18 protein-coding genes, 1 tRNA gene and 1 pseudogene are annotated in these 19,264 nt (G+C 69.1%); 1 reads left to right on the forward strand and 19 read right to left on the reverse strand.

Annotated features, from left to right (window positions below):
- The first annotated feature begins 20 nt into the window (after positions 1-20).
- Positions 21-105, forward strand: a tRNA-Leu gene (locus EV671_RS18200).
- A gap of 217 nt (positions 106-322) precedes the next feature.
- Here the strand turns inward: EV671_RS18200 and EV671_RS18205 are convergent.
- From EV671_RS18205 to scpB, 19 genes and pseudogenes are all read right to left on the reverse strand, one after another.
- Positions 323-844 (reverse strand): phosphoribosyltransferase, encoded by a 522-nt coding sequence (locus EV671_RS18205; protein WP_132574344.1) that lies wholly within the window; start codon positions 842-844, stop codon positions 323-325.
- A 30-nt stretch (positions 845-874) separates the two neighbouring features.
- Entirely contained in the window at positions 875-2,209 is a 1,335-nt protein-coding gene (locus EV671_RS18210; RefSeq protein WP_132574346.1) for an adenylosuccinate synthase, read from the reverse strand.
- A 45-nt stretch (positions 2,210-2,254) separates the two neighbouring features.
- On the reverse strand, positions 2,255-3,418 hold the full coding sequence (locus tag EV671_RS18215; protein WP_132574348.1) for an ATP phosphoribosyltransferase regulatory subunit: 1,164 nt from the start codon (positions 3,416-3,418) through the stop codon (positions 2,255-2,257).
- Between the two features lie 72 nt (positions 3,419-3,490).
- The gene (locus EV671_RS18220) at positions 3,491-3,673 is read right to left on the reverse strand and encodes a DUF2065 domain-containing protein (protein ID WP_132574350.1); all 183 of its coding nucleotides are present in this window, start codon (positions 3,671-3,673) and stop codon (positions 3,491-3,493) included.
- Positions 3,670-4,566 (reverse strand): protease modulator HflC, encoded by an 897-nt coding sequence (hflC, locus tag EV671_RS18225; RefSeq protein ID WP_132574352.1) that lies wholly within the window; start codon positions 4,564-4,566, stop codon positions 3,670-3,672. Before hflC ends, EV671_RS18220 begins: the two co-directional genes overlap by 4 nt.
- A 15-nt stretch (positions 4,567-4,581) precedes the next feature.
- Positions 4,582-5,832 (reverse strand): FtsH protease activity modulator HflK, encoded by a 1,251-nt coding sequence (gene hflK, locus EV671_RS18230; RefSeq protein WP_132574354.1) that lies wholly within the window; start codon positions 5,830-5,832, stop codon positions 4,582-4,584.
- Positions 5,829-7,070 carry a GTPase HflX gene (hflX, locus tag EV671_RS18235; RefSeq protein WP_132574356.1) on the reverse strand — a complete coding sequence of 414 codons (1,242 nt, stop codon included), beginning with the start codon at positions 7,068-7,070 and terminating at the stop codon, positions 5,829-5,831. The genes hflK and hflX overlap by 4 nt, the downstream gene beginning before the upstream one ends.
- A 10-nt stretch (positions 7,071-7,080) precedes the next feature.
- Positions 7,081-7,323, reverse strand: a complete 243-nt coding sequence (gene hfq, locus EV671_RS18240) for an RNA chaperone Hfq (protein ID WP_056198163.1) — start codon at positions 7,321-7,323, stop codon at positions 7,081-7,083.
- A 77-nt stretch (positions 7,324-7,400) separates the two neighbouring features.
- The gene (gene der / locus EV671_RS18245; protein WP_132574358.1) at positions 7,401-8,738 is read right to left on the reverse strand and encodes a ribosome biogenesis GTPase Der; all 1,338 of its coding nucleotides are present in this window, start codon (positions 8,736-8,738) and stop codon (positions 7,401-7,403) included.
- A complete protein-coding gene (bamB, locus tag EV671_RS18250) occupies positions 8,735-9,859 on the reverse strand; it encodes an outer membrane protein assembly factor BamB (protein WP_132574360.1) in 1,125 nt (374 codons plus the stop codon). Before bamB ends, der begins: the two co-directional genes overlap by 4 nt.
- Positions 9,856-10,530, reverse strand: coding sequence for a YfgM family protein (locus EV671_RS18255; RefSeq protein ID WP_132574362.1), 675 nt, complete (start codon positions 10,528-10,530; stop codon positions 9,856-9,858). Before EV671_RS18255 ends, bamB begins: the two co-directional genes overlap by 4 nt.
- A gap of 33 nt (positions 10,531-10,563) precedes the next feature.
- Positions 10,564-11,883 (reverse strand): histidine--tRNA ligase, encoded by a 1,320-nt coding sequence (hisS, locus tag EV671_RS18260; RefSeq protein WP_132574364.1) that lies wholly within the window; start codon positions 11,881-11,883, stop codon positions 10,564-10,566.
- Entirely contained in the window at positions 11,880-13,142 is a 1,263-nt protein-coding gene (gene ispG, locus EV671_RS18265; RefSeq protein ID WP_132574366.1) for a flavodoxin-dependent (E)-4-hydroxy-3-methylbut-2-enyl-diphosphate synthase, read from the reverse strand. Before ispG ends, hisS begins: the two co-directional genes overlap by 4 nt.
- Positions 13,142-14,059: a helix-turn-helix domain-containing protein gene (locus EV671_RS18270; RefSeq protein ID WP_132574368.1), complete on the reverse strand. Its 918-nt coding sequence runs from the start codon at positions 14,057-14,059 to the stop codon at positions 13,142-13,144. Before EV671_RS18270 ends, ispG begins: the two co-directional genes overlap by 1 nt.
- A gap of 36 nt (positions 14,060-14,095) precedes the next feature.
- On the reverse strand, positions 14,096-14,878 hold the full coding sequence (gene pilW, locus EV671_RS18275; protein ID WP_165917634.1) for a type IV pilus biogenesis/stability protein PilW: 783 nt from the start codon (positions 14,876-14,878) through the stop codon (positions 14,096-14,098).
- Between the two features lie 17 nt (positions 14,879-14,895).
- Positions 14,896-16,008: a dual-specificity RNA methyltransferase RlmN gene (gene rlmN / locus EV671_RS18280; RefSeq protein ID WP_132574372.1), complete on the reverse strand. Its 1,113-nt coding sequence runs from the start codon at positions 16,006-16,008 to the stop codon at positions 14,896-14,898.
- A gap of 40 nt (positions 16,009-16,048) precedes the next feature.
- Positions 16,049-16,477 carry a nucleoside-diphosphate kinase gene (gene ndk, locus EV671_RS18285; RefSeq protein WP_132574374.1) on the reverse strand — a complete coding sequence of 143 codons (429 nt, stop codon included), beginning with the start codon at positions 16,475-16,477 and terminating at the stop codon, positions 16,049-16,051.
- Positions 16,478-16,561: 84 nt separating this feature from the next.
- Positions 16,562-18,505 carry a pseudouridine synthase gene (locus EV671_RS18290; RefSeq protein ID WP_132574376.1) on the reverse strand — a complete coding sequence of 648 codons (1,944 nt, stop codon included), beginning with the start codon at positions 18,503-18,505 and terminating at the stop codon, positions 16,562-16,564.
- Positions 18,505-19,209, reverse strand: a pseudogene (scpB, locus tag EV671_RS18295) (SMC-Scp complex subunit ScpB); the annotation flags it as partial. The gene EV671_RS18290 and the pseudogene scpB, both read right to left, overlap by 1 nt.
- Positions 19,210-19,264 lie beyond the last annotated feature (55 nt).

Consider the following 19,264-nt stretch of genomic DNA (forward strand, 5'->3'; position numbering starts at 1 on the left):
AGCGAAGTTTTGAGCACCTTGCCCAGGTGGCGGAATTGGTAGACGCACTAGTTTCAGGTACTAGCGGGTAACTCCGTGGAGGTTCGAGTCCTCTCCTGGGCACCAAACAGAAAAGGCCAGCACACAAGTGCTGGCCTTTGTCGTTTGGGGCCCAGGAAGCGATGTCCAGTGGACATCGCGGGAGGACGAGAAAGGCTTGGAGCCACGCTCCAAGCCGGGGTCGCGGGACGTGACCGAGTCCCCGCTGATGCGCCCTCGATGGGCGCTTCAGCGAGTCGTGGCACAAACCGAGCTTCTTCGATCCGCGCCACAAGCCCCATCCTCAAACAACGAACTTCTTCGCCAGCTGCTCCGGTCCCATGCCGTCGTACTCCTCGAAGGGCTGATGGATCCACGGCGAGGTTTCCAGCATCTCGCAGTAGTAGTCCGGCGTGTAGGCTGACACCTTCTTGGTCCAGAGCACGGCCGAGCGCAGCTCGGTGATCGCCGGCATGCCGCGCAGGCGCTCCACCACCGCCTTCAGCGTGACACCCGAATCGGCCAGGTCGTCCACCAGCAGCACGCGGCCGGCCAGCTCGCCCTTGGGCATGGTGATGTACTTGGCCATGTCGAGGCGACCCTGGATGGTGCCGGCCTCGGCGCGGTAGGAGCTGGTGGACATGATGCCCAGCGGCTTGTCGAACACGCGCGACAGCACGTCGCCCGGGCGCATGCCGCCACGGGCCAGGCAGAGGATCTGGTCGAACTGCCAGCCCGAGGCGTGGACCTTCAGTGCCAGCCGCTCGGTCAGCAGGTGGTACTCGTCCCAAGACACGTAGAGGTGCTTGCCGTCGTCGGTCAACATGGTGCTGTTGTCTCCGTGGTGTGATGGTGATCAGGCGGAATACGGATGGCGCAGCACGATGGTGTGCTCGCGGTCGGGGCCGGTGGAGACCATGTCGATGGGCGCGCCGATGACCTCCTCGACGCGCTTCAGATAGGCGCGCGCATTGGCCGGCAGCGCCTCCAGCGACGTGGCGCCGAAGGTGGTCTCGGTCCAGCCGGGGAAGGTCTCGAACACGGGCTCGCAGGCCTCGATCTCGTCGCCGTCCAGCGGCAGGATGTCGAGCAGCCTGCCGTCGAGCCTGTAGCCGACGCACATCTTGATCTCGGGCAGGCCGTCCAGCACGTCGAGCTTGGTCAGGCACAGGCCGGTGATGCCGTTGATGATGATGGAGCGCTTCAGCGCGGCGGCGTCCAGCCAGCCGCAGCGGCGGGCGCGGCCGGTGACGGTGCCGCGCTCCTGGCCGACGGTGGACAGGTGGTAGCCGACCGTGTCGGGCACTTCCCAGTCCAGCTCGGTCGGGAAGGGGCCGGAGCCGACTCGCGTCGTATAGGCCTTGGTGATGCCCAGCATGTAGTGCAGCAGCTGCGGGCCGACGCCCGCGCCGGCCGCGGCATTGCCGGCCACGCAGTTGCTCGACGTGACGTAGGGATAGGTGCCGTGGTCGATGTCCAGCAGCGTGCCCTGGGCGCCCTCGAACAGGATGTTCTGGCCGGCCAGATGGGCCTTGTGGATCATGTAGCCGACGTCGGCCAGCATGGGCTTGATCTGCTCGGCCATCTTCATGGCCTGCTCGAAGATGGGCTCGAACTGCAGCGCTTCGCCGTGCAGATAGCCGGCCAGCGCGAAGTTGTGCAGCTCCAGCAGCTCGCGCAGCTTCTTCGCGAAACGCTCGGGATGCTTCAGGTCCTGGGCGCGCAGCGCGCGGCGCGCCACCTTGTCTTCATAGGCCGGGCCGATGCCCTTGCCGGTGGTGCCAATCTTGCCGCTGCCGCTGCTCTCGCGCAGCGCCTCGCGCGCCTTGTCCACGGCGACGTGGAAGGGCAGGATCAGCGGGCAGCTCTCGCTGATGAAGAGGCGCGAACGCACCTCGACGCCGGCCTTCTCCAGGCGCTCGATCTCGCCCAGCAGATGGGTCGGGTCCACAACGACGCCGTTGCCGATGTAGCAGGCCACGCCGTCGCGCATGATGCCGCTGGGGATGAGCTGCAGCGCGGTCTTCACGCCCTTGATGACCAGGGTGTGGCCGGCGTTGTGGCCGCCCTGGAAGCGCACGACGCCCTGGGCGTGGTCGGTCATCCAGTCGACGACCTTGCCCTTGCCCTCGTCACCCCACTGGGTGCCGACGACGACCACATTGCGTCCACGCGCGGTTTGGCTTTGCATGTTGTTTGCCTGCATTGCTTGAGAAGGGGAAGGATCGCCCACGCCTTACAGCGCCCGGACGACCCAGTCAGCGTGCTCGCGAACCAGTTCGCGGTCACAGTCGAATTCATCGGCTTCGTGTTCGTGGCCGGGCAGCACGCAGACCACGGTCTCGCCCTGCTCGCGCAGCGCGCGCACGGCCTGGCGCAACGAGGCGTCCTCGCCCCAGGGCGCACGCACAGCGGCGCGCAGCGGGGTGGCGGGCACCAGCGTCACCAGCGTCTTCAGGTCCAGGCTGAAGCCCACGGCCGGGCGGCGGCGGCCGAACACGGCGCCCACCTCGTCGTAGCGCCCGCCGCGCAGCACGGCGTCGGAGCAGCCGGCGGCAAAGGCCGCGAAGCGGATGCCGGTGTAGTAGGCATAGCCCTGCAGGTCGGCCAGGTCGAAGCCGAGTCTGACCTCGGGGTGAACGGCCGTCAGATGGCCGGCCAGCCAGTCCAGGTCGGCCAGGGCCGCCTTGATCAGCGGGTGGTCGGGCAGGCGGCGCGCCGCCTCGGTCAGCACCTCGCGGCCACCGAACAGGCTGGGCAGCGTGAGCAGCGCATCACGCGTCGTCGCCGGCATGTCGGCCGTCAGCGTGGCCAGCACGGCCATGTCCTTGGCCGCGAGCGCGGCCGTCAGCGCCTCCAGTCTCTCGACGGACAGCTTGACGCCGTCGAGCACGCCTTGCAGCAGGCGCGCATCGCCCAGATCCAGCATGACGCCGGCGAGCCCGGCGCGGCGCAACGCGTCCAGCGCCAGGTCCTGCACTTCGAGGTCGGCTTCCAGGCCGGCATGGCCGTAGACCTCGACGCCGAACTGCAGCGGCTCGCGGCTGGTGTTCAGGCCGTCGGGGCGCGTATGCGCCACGGGGCCGCAGTAGCACAGGCGCGTCACGCCCTGGCGGTTCAACAGATGGGCGTCGATGCGGGCGACCTGGGGCGTCGTGTCGGCGCGCAGACCCAGCGAGCGGCCGGACAACTGGTCGACCAGCTTGAAGAGCTTGATCTCGCTGCCGCTGCCGGTACCGGAGAGCAGGGAATCGAGATGTTCCAGCAGCGGCGGGATGACGAGCTCGCAGCCGTAGCTGCGGGCCATGTCGAGCAGTTCCCTGCGCAGCTCTTCGATGCGGCGCGCCTGCGAAGGCAGGACATCGGCGATGTGCTCGGGCAGCAGCCAAGCAGAGGACATGGGCGAAGGCAGGCGGTTAAAAAAGGCATTGTACCTATGCCCTCCTCCGCGCAAGCCTCGCGAGCCTTCAGATCAGCGCAACCAGAGCAGCCCCAAAAGACCCATCAGGATGCTGGCCAGCCCGAGAAAGCGGATCTGGCCGTCGCTCATGGCCAGGATGCGGCTGAAGACCTCGCGCCAGCGCTGCGGGCTCAGGAGGGGCAGCAGCCCCTCGATGACCAGCATCAGCGCGCAGGCTGTCAGCAGCTCATTCACTTGTGCGCTGGTGCGGCGGCGGGAGCGGGACCGGAACCTCGCATTGCCTTGAAGAAGTCGCTGCTCGGATCGACGACCATCACGTCGCTCTTGGACTTGAAGCTCGCGCGGTAGGCCATCAGCGAGCGGTAGAACTGCGCGAACTGCGCGTCGCGGCCGAAGGCCTCGGCGTAGATGGCCGATGCCTTGGCATCGCCCTCGCCCATGACCTTCTGCGCGTCGCGGTAGGCCTCGGCGACGATGACTTCGCGCTGGCGATCGGCGTCAGCGCGGATCTTGTCGCCCTCGGCCGCACCCGTGGAGCGGGCCTCGGCGGCCACGCGCTTGCGCTCGGAGTCCATGCGGCGGTAGACCGAGTCGGTGATGCTGGACGCGAAATCGACCCGCTTGATGCGCACGTCGACGACCTCGATGCCGAACTGCTTGGCCTCGTCGGCCAGGCGCTTGCGCACGTCCTGCATGACCTTCTCGCGCTCGGTCGCCAGCACGGCCAGCACGGTGCGCTTGGTAACTTCCTCGTTGAAGGCGGCCTGCACGATGGGCGCGAGGCGGTTCTCGACATTGCGGATATCGGCGCCGCTGTTGCGGATGAACTGGCGCGGCTCGGTGATGCGCCACTTGATGAGCCAGTCGATGACCAGGCTCTTCTTCTCGGCCGTGAAGATGGGGCGGGACTCGGGGCTGTCGAGCGTCTGCACTCGGCGGTCCAGCAGCACGACGTTCTGCAGCGGCGGCGGCAGCTTGAACTTCAGGCCCGGCTCGGTGATGACTTCCTTGATCTCGCCGAGCGCGTAGACGGCGGCGAACTGGCGCTGGTCGACGATGAAGAGCATCGACGACAGCAGCATCAGCACGACGAGCGAGCCGGCGAGGATGGCGGCAATTCGGTTCATTCGGTGGGTCCTCGGTCAGCGGCCGTCGCGGCTGCGCTGGTTGTCACGGCTGCGCAGGTCGTTGGCACCGGGCAGCGTCGACGGGTCGGGCAGAACGCTGGTGGGCTGGGGCGGCGACACGGTGACCGTGCCGCTGCTGCCCTGCTGCAGCAGCTTGTCCAGCGGCAGGTAGAGCATGTTGGAGCCCGTGCGGCTGTCCACCATGACCTTGCTGACGCTGCTGTAGATCTGCTGCATCGTATCGATGTAGATGCGGTCGCGCGTGACCTGGGGAGCCTTCTGGTACTCGGCCAGCACGCTCTTGAAGCGCTGCCCATCGCCCTCGGCGGTCGCGATGACGCGAGCCTTGTAGCCCTCGGCCTGCTCGCGCAGCTTGGCGGATTCGCCCTGGGCGCGCGGGATGACCTCGTTGGCGTAGGCCTGGGCCTCGTTCTTGGTCTGTTCCTTGTTCTGGCCGGCCTTGAACGCATCCTCGAACGCCGACTGCACCTGCTCCGGCGGCTGTACGCTCTGCACGTTGACGTTCTTGATCAGGATGCCGGCCTTGAGGCGGTCGAGCTGGGTCTGGATGGACTTCACGAGCTCCGTGGCAATCGCGTCGCGCTGCTCGTAGAGCACCGAGTCCATCGTGCTCTTGCCGACGATCTCGCGCACGGCCGACTCGGCCGCCAGCGTGACAGCCTCCTTGGGCTCGCGGTTCTCGTACAGGAAGTCGCGCGCATCCTTGATCGTGTACTGCACGGTGAAGCGGATGTCGACGATGTTCTCGTCCTGAGTCAGCATGGACGAGTCGCGCAGGCCCGTCGCCGCCACCACGGAGTTGCGGCCCACGTCGACCTGCTGCAGCTGCGTGACCGAGACGATCTCATGCTGCTGCAGCGGATAGGGCAGGCGCCACTGAAAGCCGGCCTCGACGGTCTTGCTGTACTTGCCGAAGGACGTGATGACGCCCTGCTGGCCTTCCTGCACGATGAAGAAGCCGCTGGCCAGCCAGCCCAGCGCCACGACACCGGCGATCAGGCCGACGCCGATGCCCGCGCCCTTCATGTCGGGCGAACCGCCCGAGCCGTTGCTGCCGGAGCTGCCGCCGGGGCGGCCGCCGAACAGGCCCGAGAGCTTGCGGTTGAAGTCGCGCCAGAGCTCGTCCAGATCGGGCGGACCGTCGTTGCGGCCGTTGTTCAGCAAGCGGCCCGCAGCGCGTGCGACCGGCGTCAGCAGGCGCTGCGCCCAAGGGCTGCGGGACGGGGTGTGGGAAGTGCTGCTCATGCCTGTGAAGGGTCTGAGGGAAGGGTCTCGGGGTCCGACGTGTCGACGTCGAAACGTGGGTCCCGCTCGTCGGGAATCAAGGGCTGGGCCTGCATGGCCGCGGCGATCAGCTGGCGCAGCTCGGCCAGACCGCTGCCGTCCAGCGCGCTGACGAAGACGCGCGGCGTCGGCGCGGTGCTGCCGGCGGGCCGCAGCACCGCATCGACGATCTCGCGCGGACGTTGGTCTTCGGGCAGCAGATCCTGCTTGTTGTAGACCAGGATCTGCGGCACGTCGGCCGCGCCGATCTCGGACAGCACGCGCTCGACCTCGGCCATCTGCTCGTCCAGCACCGGGCTGGCGGCATCGACGACATGCAGCAGCAGGTCGGCGTCGGCCGCCTCCTGCAGCGTCGCGCGGAAGGCCTCGACGAGCTTGTGCGGCAGGTCGCGGATGAAGCCCACCGTGTCGGACAGCGAGACGCTGGCGCCGGCCTGCTCCAGGTAGAGCGAGCGGGTCGTCGTGTCCAGCGTCGCGAACAGCTGGTTGGCCGCATAGGCGCGTGCCTTGGTCATCGCGTTGAACAGCGTGCTCTTGCCCGCGTTCGTGTAGCCGACCAGGGAGACTTTGAAGACGCCGTTGCGCGAGCGCGAGCGGCGCTGCGTGCTGCGCTGGCGCTGCACTTGCTTCAGGCGCTCCTTGGTCTTCTTGATGCGGTCATAGATCATGCGGCGATCCAGCTCGATCTGGGCCTCGCCCGGGCCGCCGCGCATGCCGATGCCGCCGCTCTGGCGCTCCAGGTGGCTCCAGCGCCGCACCAGGCGCGTGGCCAGATATTGCAGTCGCGCGAGCTCGACCTGCAGCTTGCCCTCGTGGCTCTGCGCGCGGGCCGCGAATATCTCGAGGATCAGCGCCGTGCGGTCGGCCACCGGCACGCCGAGCACGCGCTCGAGGTTGCGCTGCTGGGCCGGCGAGATGGCCTGGTCGAACAGCACCGTGTGGGCCTGGTGGGCCTGCACGAGCAGCTTGATCTCGTCGGCCTTGCCGGAGCCGACGAACAGGGCGGCGTCCGGCGCCGGGCGGCGCGCGATGACCTTGGCGACCGGCGTGTCGCCGGCCGACTCGGCCAGCAGGGCCAGCTCGTCGAGGCTTTCGTCGAAGCCCTGCTTGGCGGATTGCCGACCGAAATCGACACCCACAAGAATGGCGCGCGCCGCCTCGGAGGGCGGCGTCGCGTTGTTGGCAGAGGTCGAGGACAAGGGGTGGGGATCAGGCGTCCGCGGGAGCGTCGCCGGCGTGGAAGTTGACCGCGCGGCCCGGCACGACGGTGGAGATCGCGTGCTTGTAGACCATCTGCGTCACGGTGTTGCGCAGCAGCACGACGTATTGGTCAAAGGATTCGATATGGCCTTGCAGCTTGATGCCGTTGACCAGGTAGATGGAAACCGGCACATGCTCTTTGCGCAGCAGGTTCAAAAAGGGGTCCTGCAAAAGTTGGCCTTTGTTGCTCATCGGTATGCTCCGAGTTATCGGGTGAGGGACTACGGGTAAGACCTTAACACACGGTCCCGCGGGAGCCGGCGGTCACCCTAGTTCTTTTCGGTGAACGGGTTCTTGGACGACCGCAGCTCGATCTTCAGCGGCGTGCCGACCAGCTTGTAGTGGGCGCGGATGCGGCCCTCGAGGTAGCGCTTGTAGACCTCGGTGACGCCTTCCAGCGCATTGCCGTGGATGACGACGATGGGCGGGTTCTGCCCGCCCTGGTGGGCATAGCGCAGCTTCGGCCGGGACAGGCCGGCGCGCTTGGGCTGCTGGTGCTCGACGGCCTCCTGGATCAGGCGGGTCAGCACCGGCGTCGTCATCTTGCGGTAGGCCGAGGCATAGGCGTCGGCCATCGCGTTCCACAGCGCCGACAGACCCTGGCGCTTCAGCGCCGAGATCTGGTGCACGGGCGCGAACTTCAGGAAGGCCAGGCGCTGTTCGATCTGGCGCTTCAGCGTCTCGCGCTGGTAGCTGTCGACGGCATCCCATTTGTTGACGGCCAGCACCACGGCCCGGCCGCTATCGAGGATGTAGCCGGCGATGTGCGCGTCCTGGTCGGTCACGCCTTGCGTGGCATCCAGCAGCAGCAGCACGACGTGGGCGTCGGCGATGGCCTGCAAGGTCTTGACGACCGAGAACTTCTCGATGGCCTCGAAGACCTTGCCCTTGCGGCGCAGGCCGGCCGTGTCGATGAGCTTGAACTTCTGGCCATTGCGCTCGAAGTCCACCGCGATGGCGTCGCGCGTCGTGCCCGGCATGTCGAAGGCGACGAGGCGCTCCTCGCCCAGCCAGGTGTTGATCAGCGTGCTCTTGCCCACATTGGGGCGGCCGGCAACGGCCAGGCGGATGACGCCGTCCTGCTGCGGGCCGGCGCCGAACTCCTCGCTGGTGTCCTCGAAGGGCTCCAGCACCGCGTCCAGCAGGCTGCGGATGCCCTGGCCGTGGGCCGAGGAAATCGGATGCGGCTCGCCCATGCCGAGCTCATGGAACTCGGCCAGCAGCGGCGACTCGACCATGCCCTCGGCCTTGTTGACGGCCAGGTGCACGCGCTTGTTGACGCTGCGCAGATAGCGCGCGATGTCGCTGTCGTGGGCCGAAAGCCCCAGGCGGATGTCGACGACGAAGATGACCGCATCGGCTTCGGCGAGGGCCTGCTTGGTCTGCTTGGCCATCTCCTTGACGATGCCGGTGCTGCTGTCGGGCTCGAAGCCGCCGGTGTCGATGACGATGAACTCGCGGTCGCCCAGGCGGCCGTCGCCATAGTGGCGGTCGCGCGTCAGGCCGGCGAAGTCCGCCACGATGGCATCGCGCGACTTCGTCAGGCGGTTGAACAGCGTCGACTTGCCCACATTGGGGCGGCCGACCAGGGCGATGACAGGTTTCATTCAGCCTTGATGGCGAACAGGCCGCCACTCTTGGTCGCGAACAGGGCCGTGTCGCCGAGCAGGGCCGCGGTGACGACCGCGGAGCCGTCCGTCGCGATGCGCGAGCGGGTCTTGCCGGTGTCGCGGTCCAGCAGATGGACTTGGCCTTCGAAGTCGCCGATCAGCACCTGCTTGGCCGACACGATGGGCGCGGAGAGCTTGCGCAACTGGAACTGGTCGGCCGACCAGGCCAGGTCGCCGTTGGCCAGCTTCCAGGCCGACAGGCGGTCCGACGCGTCGCCGGCGACGACGACCTGCTCGTCCGCGCCGATGCCGTTGGCGCCGCCGACGAGGCGGTTCCACACCGCGCTGCCGCGCTCGGCGTTCACGCAGCCCACCGAGGACTGGAAGGCACGGGCGCAGATCAGCTCGCCCTGGCGCACGGCCGGGCCGACCAGATCGGCCAGGCGCTCGACCTCATTGGTGCCGCGCGGCGTGGCCACGCTGGCCTCCCAGCGCAGATTGCCCTTGACCGGGTCGACCCCGGCCAGGCGCGGGCCCTGGCCGACGATCAGCGTGTCCTTGTAGGCCAGCAGCACGCCCGCCTTGGCCAGCGTCAGCGGCTCGCCGGGGCGCTTCAGTTCCCAGATCTTGCGGCCGTCCAGGGCGTCGAAGGCCAGCACCTGGCGGTCCAGCGTCAGCGCGAAGACACGCTCGCCCGCCACCAGCGGCGCGGCGACGACGGGCGTCGGCAGGGCCTTTTTCCAGACGACGCGGCCGGCGTCCAGCACGACCAGTTCGTTGTCACGGTTGACGACGGCAGCGTAGCGGCCATCGCTGCCGACGCCGGCCAGCAGCTTGGCGCCGGCCTCGCCGCGCCAGAGCTCGCGGCCATCGGCGGCAGCCAGGGCGCGCACGCTGCCATCGCTGCTGGCGACGACGAAGCGATCGCCCGGCGTCGCGATGCTGAGCGGGAAGTTGATGTTGTCGCCCTTGCTGCTCCAGACGACGCGGCCGGTCGCGGAACCTGTCAGCGTCTCGAGCACGGCGGGCTTGTTCTTGCTGTCGCCGAACCAGGAGTTCCACACCGAGCAGCCGGACAGCGACGCGGCGAGCAGCGAGATCAGGACGACGCGCTTCATTGCATGGCTCCCGCGGCAGCGGCTTCGACGACGGTGGGCACGCCCAGCGTCGCCAGCTTGGCCTCGATGACGCTGCGGTAGTTCTGGGTTTTCTCGATGCCGGCCAGCGCCTTCTGGTACTCGGCCTTGGCGGCGTCGCGCTTGTCCTGCAGCAGCAGCGCATCGCCGCGGCGGTCGGCCACCAGGGCGGCAAACTCGGGCGACTTGATCGCGTCCAGCGTCTTCAGGGCCTCGTCATAGGCCTTGGCATCGAGCTGCAGGCCGGCCAGGCGAAGGCGGGCGAGGTCGCGGTAGGGCGGCTCCGAGCCCTGCTCGGCCACCCAGGCCAGGCTCTGCTTGGCGTCGTCGGCCTTGCCCTTGTCGAGCTGCAGCCGGGCCACCTGCAGGCTGGCCTGGGCCGCATAGCCGGTGCCGGCGAAGCGGGCCTTCAGGTCGCCCGCGGCGGCCGTGGCCTTGTCGAGGTCCTGCGCGTTCAGCGCACGATCGAATTCGTCGTACATCGCGCCCGCCTTGGCGGCCTGGTCGCGCTGGTACCAGTTCCAGCCCTGCCAGCCGGCGAAGGCGGCCAGGGCCGCGGTCAGCACCCAGGTGATGAGATTGCCCCAGCGCTTCCAGAACGCTTTGACTTGTTCGAGTTGTTCTTGTTCTTCGAGGTCGAGATGCGATGCCATGAGGGAGACAGCTGTGCGGGGCAGGGCCCGGGATTATGCGGTGCGGAGCTCGGCGGCCCAGTCGGCCACCGAGGCGAGGGAACGCGTGGCCTGTTCGGCACTGCCGTCCTGGCTCTGGCGCAGGGGCTTGAGGCCGACCTCGCCGCGTGCGAGTTCGTCGCCGCCGAAGACCAGCGCGAAACGCGCGCCCGAGGCGTCGGCCTTCTTGAACTGCGACTTGAACGAGCCGCCGCCGGCATGCATCTGCACGCTCACGCCGGCGGCGCGCAACGCCTCCAGCGTGGGCAGGATGCGCGGCAGCTCGGCCGGCTCGGGCACGACGGCGTAGACGTCGGGCGCCTGCACGGGCGCCTGCAGGTTTAACGTCTCCAGCAGCAGCAGCAGCCGCTCCAGGCCCATGCCGAAGCCCACGGCCGGCGTGGCCTTGCCGCCGAGCTGCTCGACGAGGCCGTCATAGCGGCCGCCGGCGCAGACGGTGCCCTGGGCGCCCAGCTTGGCCGTCACCCACTCGAAGACGGTGAGGTTGTAGTAGTCCAGCCCGCGCACGAGGCGGGGATTGATGCGGTAGGCCAGGCCCACGGCGTCCAGCAGCGCGCGCACGCCGTTGAAGTGGGCCAGCGAAGCTTCGCCGAGGAAGTCCAGCAGCTTCGGAGCCCCCTCGGCCATGGCCTGCATGGCGGGGTTCTTGGTGTCCAGCACGCGCAACGGGTTGCTGTACATGCGGGTTCTAGCCTCCTCGTCCAGCACGTCCTTGTGCTGTTCCAGGTGGGCGATCAGCGCCTCGCGGTGGGCGCGGCGCTCCTCGGGCTGGCCCAGGCAGTTGATCTCCAGCGTGACGTCCTCGCCCTCCTTCAGGCCCAGCTCGCGCCACAGCGTGCGGGCCAGCAGGATGACCTCGGCGTCCACGTCGGGGCCGGCGAAGCCCAGCGCCTCTATGCCCATCTGGTGGAACTGGCGGTAGCGGCCCTTCTGCGGCTTTTCGCGGCGGAACATGGGCCCGACGTAGTAGAGCCGGCGCGGGCTGTCGCGCAGATAACTGTGCTCGATCATCGCGCGCACGACGCCGGCCGTGCCCTCGGGGCGCAGCGCGAGATGCTCGGCCTGGCCATGCTTGTCGGCGCGGTCCTCGAAGGCGTACATCTCCTTCTCGACGATATCCGTCACCTCGCCGATGCCGCGCACGAACAGCGCCGTGGGCTCGACGATGGGGACGCGCACATTGCTGTAGCCATAGCGCTGCAGCACGCCGCGCATCGCCGCTTCCAGCGCCTCCCAGCGCGCCGATTCCGGCGGCAGGATGTCGTTCATGCCCTTCACCGCTTGCAGCGGCTGGATCTTCTTGTTGTCACTCATGCAGTAGCCGTCGCGCCGAAGCGCTTCTCGATGTAGTTCTCGACCAGCGCATGGAACTCCTGCGCGATGTTGTCGCCGCGCAGCGTCATGGCCTTCTCGCCGTCGATGAAGACGGGCGCCGCTGGCGCCTCGCCGGTGCCGGGCAGGCTGATGCCGATGTCGGCATGCTTGCTCTCGCCGGGTCCGTTGACGATGCAGCCCATGACGGCCACCTTCATCTCTTCGACGCCGGGGTATTTGCTGCGCCAGACCGGCATCTGCAGGCGCAGGAAGTCGTCGATCTGCTTGGCCAGTTCCTGGAAGGTCGTGCTGGTCGTGCGGCCACAGCCCGGGCAGGCGGTGACGCTGGGGTTGAAGTGGCGCAGGCCCAGGGCCTGCAGGATCTCAAGGGCCACGACGACTTCCTGCGTGCGCGACTCGCCCGGCTGGGGCGTGAGGCTGACGCGGATGGTGTCGCCGATGCCTTCCTGCGCGAGGATGCCCAGCGCCACCGACGAGGCCACCGTGCCCTTGGTGCCCATGCCGGCCTCGGTCAGGCCGAGGTGCAGCGCGTAGTCGCAGCGGCGGGCCAACTCGCGGTAGACCGAGATCAGGTCCTGCACGCCGCTGACCTTGCAGCTGATGATGATGTTGTCGGGGTTCATGCCCAGCTCGCGGGCATAGGCGGCCGACGTCAGCGCCGACTCGACGAGAGCCTGGTACATGACCGGCTTCGCGTCCCAGGGCTGGGCGCGGCGGGCGTTCTCGTCCATGAACTGCGCGAGCAGCTCCTGGTCCAGGCTGCCCCAGTTGACGCCGATGCGCACGACCTTGTCGTACTTCATCGCCGCCTCGATCATCTGCGCGAACTGGCGGTCCTTCTTGTCGCCCTTGCCGACGTTGCCGGGGTTGATGCGGTACTTGGACAGGGCCTGGGCCATGGCCGGGTGCTCGGTCAACAGGCGGTGGCCGTTGTAGTGGAAGTCGCCCACCAGCGGCACGTCGATGCCCATGCGGTCCAGCTGCTCGCGGATATAGGGCACCTGCTCGGCGGCCTCGGGCGTGTTGACGGTGATGCGCACCAGCTCCGAGCCGGCGATGGCCAGCTCCTTGACCTGGATGGCCGTGCCGATGGCGTCCACCGTGTCGGTGTTGGTCATGGACTGCACGCGCACCGGCGCGTCACCGCCGACCGTGACCACGCGACTGCCCCAGGCCACGCGGGCCTGGCGGCTGCGGCGCGGCGCCGGCATCGCTTCGGGAATGATCGTTTCGCTCATCAATTCAACTCCAGACGGGCGACGTTGTTGTTGGCTCGGGCACCCAGGTCGACGGCCGCGCCGCGCCATTCGACGCGGGTGCCACCGACGTTGCCCACGCGCAGCTTGTAGGGCGCTGCGCCGCCGAATTCCTGCTGCTCGCCCGCGTGCAGCACGCGCGAGAACAGCACCTGGCCCTTGGCATCGGCGACCTCGACCCAGCTGTCCGCGCTGGCCGAGATGCGCAGCGCCTGGCCCGCGGGCACGGCGGGCGCCGAGGCCGGCTGGGCCACCACGTTGGGCGGCGGGGCGACGTCACGGACCTGCAGCGGCGTCGACGCAACGGGCTGCGGCGCGGATGCGGCAGCCGAGCTCGCGGCCTCGGGCACCGAAGCCGCCGCGGAAGCAGCCGGCGGCGCGGCGACGAACTCCACCGGGGCCGCGCTCGCGGCGGCGGACGCGGCGGACGCGGCAGGCGCCGAGGCCGCCGTGTCCCGCTCGGGCAGCCAGCCGGCCGGAATCCAGTGGACCGCCGCGGCGGCGATCAACAGCAGCAGCGGCCCCCAGACGACGGGCCGCGCCAGCAGGGCCAGCACACCGCCGTCGATGGCGCCTGCACCGCGCTCGCGGAAGGGCTGGTTCAGGCCCGGCCGCACGTCGAACTCGCTCGTGCTCGTGCGCGGCAGCAGGGCCAGCACGGGTGCCGGATCGACCTTGAGCGCCCGGCACATGGCCGTGGCAAGGGCGCGTGCGAAGGTGGCGTCGGGCAGTTCGTCGAAGCGGTCGGCCTCCAGCGCCTCCAGCTTGGCCTGCGGCACCTTGAGCATGACGGCCAGGGCCGCGATGTGCAGGCCGCGCTGCTGGCGCGCATTCCTCAGCCAGGCGCCGGCGGTGGTGGCGCTGCGTTCGTTGGCACGACCCTCGGGGATGGCTTCCATCTCGTCTCGTTCTTGTTGTCGCCGCGGCGGCGGCTGTCAGTCGTAGCGACCGGCGTCCAGCGCCTGGGTCTCGGGCGCCTGGGGGTACTTGCGGCGCAACTGCAGGGCGAGCTCGTCGACGGTGCCGGTGTTGCCGAGCCGGCGCTCGATGCGCAGCTGCAGCCACAGGCTCTGCGCATTGACCTGCTCGGGCTGCTCGTTGACCCGTTTCACATAGAAACGCGCCCGCTCCGACTCGTTGTTGCGGAACAGCACCTCGGCCAGGTTGACCGCGATGGCCGGGTTGCCGGCATCGAGCTCGAAGGCGCGGGCCAGTGTCTTCTCGGCCACCAGCATGCGGCCCGAGCGTGCCTCGCAGACACCCTTGGCCAGCAGCGTGCGCGCCGGGGCGCGGTAGCTCGGCTGCGCCAGGGCCTGGTCGAATAGCGAGTCGGCCGTGGGCCAGCGCTGCTGCTGGCACATGAACCAGCCATAGTTGTGCAGCGTGTCCGGGTCGTTGGGGTAGACGGCCAGCGCGCGGCGGAAGGCCTCCTCGGCGAGCTGGTTCTCGCCCATCGCGGCGTAGACCAGGCCGCGCAGGTTCACGGCCTGGCGCAAGTCGGGCTTGGCCTGCAGCGCGAGCTTGAGCTCGTCCAGCGCAGTGTTGAACTGGCCGCGCGAGAAATAGCCCTGGGCCAGTTCCAGATGGATGCCGGCGCTGCGGTCGGCGTCGGTCTGGTCGGAGTCGGTCTTGATCTCGCGGTCGGCGCCCGGGGGCGTGCCCGTGTTGGCGCAGGCGGCGAGCAGCACGGATACCAGGACGGGCAGCAGTCGCTTCATCAATGTCTCGGCGGTGGTCATCCTGCGGATTTGGCCACGTTCACGGGGGCCCTGACCATGCGGATATGCGCGCGGGTCCGGTCCTGCACCTCGCCGGCCAACTGGCCGCAGGCGGCGTCGATGTCGTCGCCGCGCGTCTTGCGCACCGTCGTCACGATGCCGGACTGAATCAACACCTCGGCGAAGGCCTGCACGCGCGCATTCGTGCTGCGCGTCAGGCCCGAGGCCGGGAAGGGATTGAACGGGATCAGGTTGATCTTGCAGTTAACACGATTCTTTACCAGGCGCACCAGCTCGCGAGCCTGCTCGGGAGAGTCGTTCACCTCCTGCAGCATGCAGTACTCGAAGGTGATGAAGTCGCGCGGCGCCTTCTCGAGGTAGCGGTTGCAGGCGTCCAGCAACTCGGCGATGGGGTATTTCTTGTTCAGCGGCACGAGCTGGTCGCGCAGCGGGTCGGTCGGTGCGTGCAGGCTGACGGCCAGCGCGACCGGGCAGTCCTCGCGCAGGCGGTCGATCATCGGCACGACGCCGGAGGTCGACACGGTGACGCGACGGCGGCTGAGGCCATAGCCGTGGTCGTCCAGCATGGTCCTGAGCGCCGGCACGAGCTGGTCGTAGTTCTGCAGCGGCTCGCCCATGCCCATCATCACGACGTTGGAGATGATGCGTTCATCGGTGTTCTGGCGCTTGCGCAGCGAATGCTCGGCGAACCACAGCTGGGCGACGATCTCGGCCGTCGTCAGATTGCGGCTGAAGCCCTGGTGGCCGGTCGAGCAGAAGCGGCAGCCGACCGCGCAGCCCGCCTGGCTGGAGATGCACAGCGTGCCGCGGTCGTCCTCGGGAATGAAGACGGCCTCGACCGCATTGCCGGCACCGACATCGAACAGCCACTTGACGGTGCCGTCCGCCGAGACATGCTCGGAGATGACGTCCAGGCCGCGGATGAAGGCACGGCCGCCGAGCTTCTCGCGCAGCGACTTGGCGAGATCGGACATCTGTTCGAAGTCCAACGCGCCCTTCTGGTGGATCCAGCGGAACAGCTGGGTCGCACGGAATTTCTTCTCGCCCAGTTGCTCGCAGTAGGCGGCCAGGCCTGGCAGATCGAAACCGAGCAGGTTGACCGCGTCCATACGAACTTTCTGGGTCGGGGTCACCGACCCCGTTGTGGGATCAGCGACCCGAGTAGACGTTCATGCCTGGGAAGAAGAAGGCCACTTCGACGGCGGCCGTCTCGGCGGCGTCGGAGCCGTGCACCGCGTTGGCGTCGATGCTGTCGGCGAAGTCGGCGCGGATGGTGCCCTTCTCGGCCTTCTTCGGGTCGGTGGCGCCCATCAGGTCGCGGTTCTTCAGGATGGCGCCTTCGCCCTGCAGGGCCTGGATCATCACCGGGCCGCTGATCATGAAGTTGACCAGGTCGTTGAAGAAGGGGCGGGCCTTGTGGACGGCGTAGAACTGCTCGGCCTCGACGCGCGACAGGTGGACCATCTTGGCGGCCACGACCTTCAGGCCGGCAGCTTCGAAGCGGGCGTAGATCTGGCCGATGACGTTCTTCGCCACGGCATCGGGCTTGATGATGGACAGGGTGGTTTCGATCGCCATGGTGTTCTCCTGATGGGGGCGTACTGGACAAAGCCTGCGATTGTAGCGGGCAGGGATGACCCTAATCAGGTCACCCCGCTGCCATCAGCGATGCCGGCCGCCGAAGCCGCCGCCAGAACGGCCACCGCCGCCGCCCTTGCCACCCCGGTTGCCGCCGCCACCACCGCCGCCGCGGCGCAGATAGGCGTCGCCGCCGATATAGCCCATGGAGGTCTGCATCGGATCGGGCTCGCGCGGGCCGCCCTTGTTGCCGCCACCCTTGCCGGGCTTTTGATTGGCCTGCTGGCTGCCGCCCGCGCCGAAGCCCTGCGGGATGCCGCGCTTGCCGCCGGTCGCATGGCGGCGATCGAAGGTCTGCTCCAGCGGGTTGATGTGGTGCGGGATGAAGTCGTCGTCGTCCTCATCGTCGTCGCGACGCTGCACGCGCTCCTCGCGCGGCGGGCGCGGCTGCTGCGGCTCGGGCGGACGGCTCGGGCGCGGGCCGACGCCGGCCTGGCGGCCGTCGGCGCGGCGGTTGTTGCGGTCCTTCGGCTTGCCGCCCTGTTGCTGCGACTGCTGGCCCTGGCTCTGGCCGCCGTTCGAGGTGTGACCGGCCAGGCGGCGGATGACACGCACGTCGTCGTCGCCCAGCTCGACCCAGACGCCGCGCTTGAGGCCGCGCGGCAGCACGACGGTGCCGTAGCGGATGCGGATCAGGCGGCTGACCACCATGCCGACCGCCTCGAAGAGCTTGCGCACCTCGCGGTTGCGGCCTTCGGTGATGACGACGCGGTACCAGCGGTTGGCGCCCTCGCCGCCGCCGTCCTCGATGCTCTTGAAGGACGCCGTCTGGCCGTCGACGTTGACGCCCTCCAGCAGCCTGGCGCGCTGCTCGTCGCTCAGCGAGCCCAGCACGCGGGCCGCGTACTCGCGCTCGACGCCGAAGCGCGGGTGCATCAGCTGGTTGGCCAGCTCGCCGGAGTTCGTGAACAGCAGCAGGCCCTCGGTGTTGATGTCCAGACGGCCGACGGACTGCCACTTCTGGCCCTGCACGCGCGGCAACGTGCGGAAGACGGTCGGGCGACCCTCGGGGTCGTTGAAGGTGGACACCTCACCTGTGGGCTTGTGATAGGCCAGGATGCGCGGGTTGGGCGGCGAGATGCGCACGCGCACCTCCTTGCCATTGACCCGCACGCGGTCGCCGAAGGAGATGCGCTGGCCGACATGGGCCACCTCGCCGTTGACCTCGATCTTGCCTTCGGCGATCCAGTCCTCGATGTCGCGGCGCGAGCCGACGCCGGCCTGGGCCAGCACCTTCTGCAGCTTGGGTGCATCGACGTCGGCGGCCAGCACGCGCTTGCCCTCGCCTTCGGCCTCATCGCCCTCGGCGGCCACCGGCTCGGGCCTCAGCTGGGGCGGCTCGCCGGCCGGCCCCTCGGATTCGGCATCCAGGCTGCCCGACAGCACATCGGCAAAGCGCGCCCCCGCGGCCTCGACCAGTTCGGGCGCCGCCACCGTGCCGGGCGGATCGCCGGCACCAACCGCCTGCTGCGCGTCGCCCTGGCGCTCGCCGCGCTCCTTGCGATTGCGCCGGCGATTGCGACGGCCACCCCGTTCGTCATCCCCGCCCGCGTCGCCTTCACCCTCCCCGCCTTCGCTCGCATCGCCATCCTGCTGCGCGGGCGCCTCGTCGGCGAGCGTGAAGATGGCAGCGGCGAGCGGCGCGACGGGCGCGGGCGCTTCGGCAACCGGCGCCGGTGCTGCATCGGCGGCCTCGACCGCCGTCTTGCGCGGCGCGCGCTTGCGGGCCGGGGCCGGCGCGTCCTCGGCCGGCACCGCCTCGGGAGCGGCGGCAGCTTCGCCGGCGACCACCTCGGCGGTCTTGCGGCGCGTCCGCTTCACGGGCGCGGCCACTTCGGTAGCCTCGGTCGGCTCGGGTGCAGCCTCGGCGGCCGCCTTGGCCGTCGTGCGGCGGCGCTTGGGCGCGGCGGGCGCCTCGGCGTCAACGGCGGGAGGCAGGGGCTTGTCTTGATCGGCGGCGTCGTTCATGCGGATTGGGGCTGGGGTTGTGGGGGCGTATCGCTGGGATCGGATGGGGGGAGCGCGGGCGTGCCGTCCGCGCCGAACAGGCTTTGCGTGGCGGCCACCTCGGTGGCCGCTGCCGCGACGGGAGCCTCGGCGGGCGCGTCGTCGGGGGCGTCGAGCAGCTGGCCCTGCAATGCCTCGAAGGCCGGGGGCTCGCTGCCGACTTCAAGCGCAGGCAGTTGCTCCAGGCTGGCCAGGCCCAGATCGTCGAGGAAGGCCTTGGTCGTCGCGTAGAGCGCCGGCCGGCCCGGTGTCTCGCGGTGGCCGATGGCCTCGATCCAGCCGCGGTCCTCGAGCTGCTTGACGATCTGGCTCGCGACGACGACGCCGCGGATGTCCTCGATGTCGCCGCGCGTGACCGGCTGCCGGTAGGCAATGATGGCCAGCGTCTCCAGCACCGCGCGCGAGTAGCGCGGCGGTTTCTCGGGGTGCAGCCGGTCGAGGTATTCGCGCAGTTCGGGCCGGCTCTGGAAGCGCCAGCCCGAGGCCAGCGCGACCAGCTCGACGCCGCGACCGTCCCAATCGCGGCTCAGCTCGTCGAGCAGGCCGCGCAGGCTGTCGGCGCCGAGCTCGTCGGCGAACAGGCTGCGCATCTCGCGCAGCGTCAGCGGCTGCGAGGCACAAATCAGCGCGGTCTCGAGGACGCGCTTGGCATCCTGGGTATTCATGAACTCAACTTCGCACCCTCAATGGGCAGAGCTCTGGCGTTGGCCCCGGGGCCTG

The sequence above is a fragment of the Roseateles saccharophilus genome (assembly GCF_004342485.1).
Classification (GTDB): Bacteria; Pseudomonadota; Gammaproteobacteria; order Burkholderiales; family Burkholderiaceae_C; genus Pelomonas; species Pelomonas saccharophila.

Bases quoted from the DNA above. Each gene is read 5' to 3' on its own strand.
- hflC (WP_132574352.1), bottom strand. From the start codon at position 4,566: ATGAACCGAATTGCCGCCATCCTCGCCGGCTCGCTCGTCGTGCTGATG.
- hflK (WP_132574354.1), bottom strand. From the start codon at position 5,832: ATGAGCAGCACTTCCCACACCCCGTCCCGCAGCCCTTGGGCGCAGCGC.
- EV671_RS18215 (WP_132574348.1), bottom strand. From the start codon at position 3,418: ATGTCCTCTGCTTGGCTGCTGCCCGAGCACATCGCCGATGTCCTGCCT.
- EV671_RS18270 (WP_132574368.1), bottom strand. From the start codon at position 14,059: ATGGAAGCCATCCCCGAGGGTCGTGCCAACGAACGCAGCGCCACCACC.
- ndk (WP_132574374.1), bottom strand. From the start codon at position 16,477: ATGGCGATCGAAACCACCCTGTCCATCATCAAGCCCGATGCCGTGGCG.
- EV671_RS18205 (WP_132574344.1), bottom strand. From the start codon at position 844: ATGTTGACCGACGACGGCAAGCACCTCTACGTGTCTTGGGACGAGTAC.
- EV671_RS18210 (WP_132574346.1), bottom strand. From the start codon at position 2,209: ATGCAAAGCCAAACCGCGCGTGGACGCAATGTGGTCGTCGTCGGCACC.
- hfq (WP_056198163.1), bottom strand. From the start codon at position 7,323: ATGAGCAACAAAGGCCAACTTTTGCAGGACCCCTTTTTGAACCTGCTG.
- ispG (WP_132574366.1), bottom strand. From the start codon at position 13,142: ATGAGCGAAACGATCATTCCCGAAGCGATGCCGGCGCCGCGCCGCAGC.
- rlmN (WP_132574372.1), bottom strand. From the start codon at position 16,008: ATGGACGCGGTCAACCTGCTCGGTTTCGATCTGCCAGGCCTGGCCGCC.
- bamB (WP_132574360.1), bottom strand. From the start codon at position 9,859: ATGAAGCGCGTCGTCCTGATCTCGCTGCTCGCCGCGTCGCTGTCCGGC.
- EV671_RS18290 (WP_132574376.1), bottom strand. From the start codon at position 18,505: ATGAACGACGCCGCCGATCAAGACAAGCCCCTGCCTCCCGCCGTTGAC.
- hisS (WP_132574364.1), bottom strand. From the start codon at position 11,883: ATGAGTGACAACAAGAAGATCCAGCCGCTGCAAGCGGTGAAGGGCATG.
- der (WP_132574358.1), bottom strand. From the start codon at position 8,738: ATGAAACCTGTCATCGCCCTGGTCGGCCGCCCCAATGTGGGCAAGTCG.
- pilW (WP_165917634.1), bottom strand. From the start codon at position 14,878: ATGAAGCGACTGCTGCCCGTCCTGGTATCCGTGCTGCTCGCCGCCTGC.
- EV671_RS18255 (WP_132574362.1), bottom strand. From the start codon at position 10,530: ATGGCATCGCATCTCGACCTCGAAGAACAAGAACAACTCGAACAAGTC.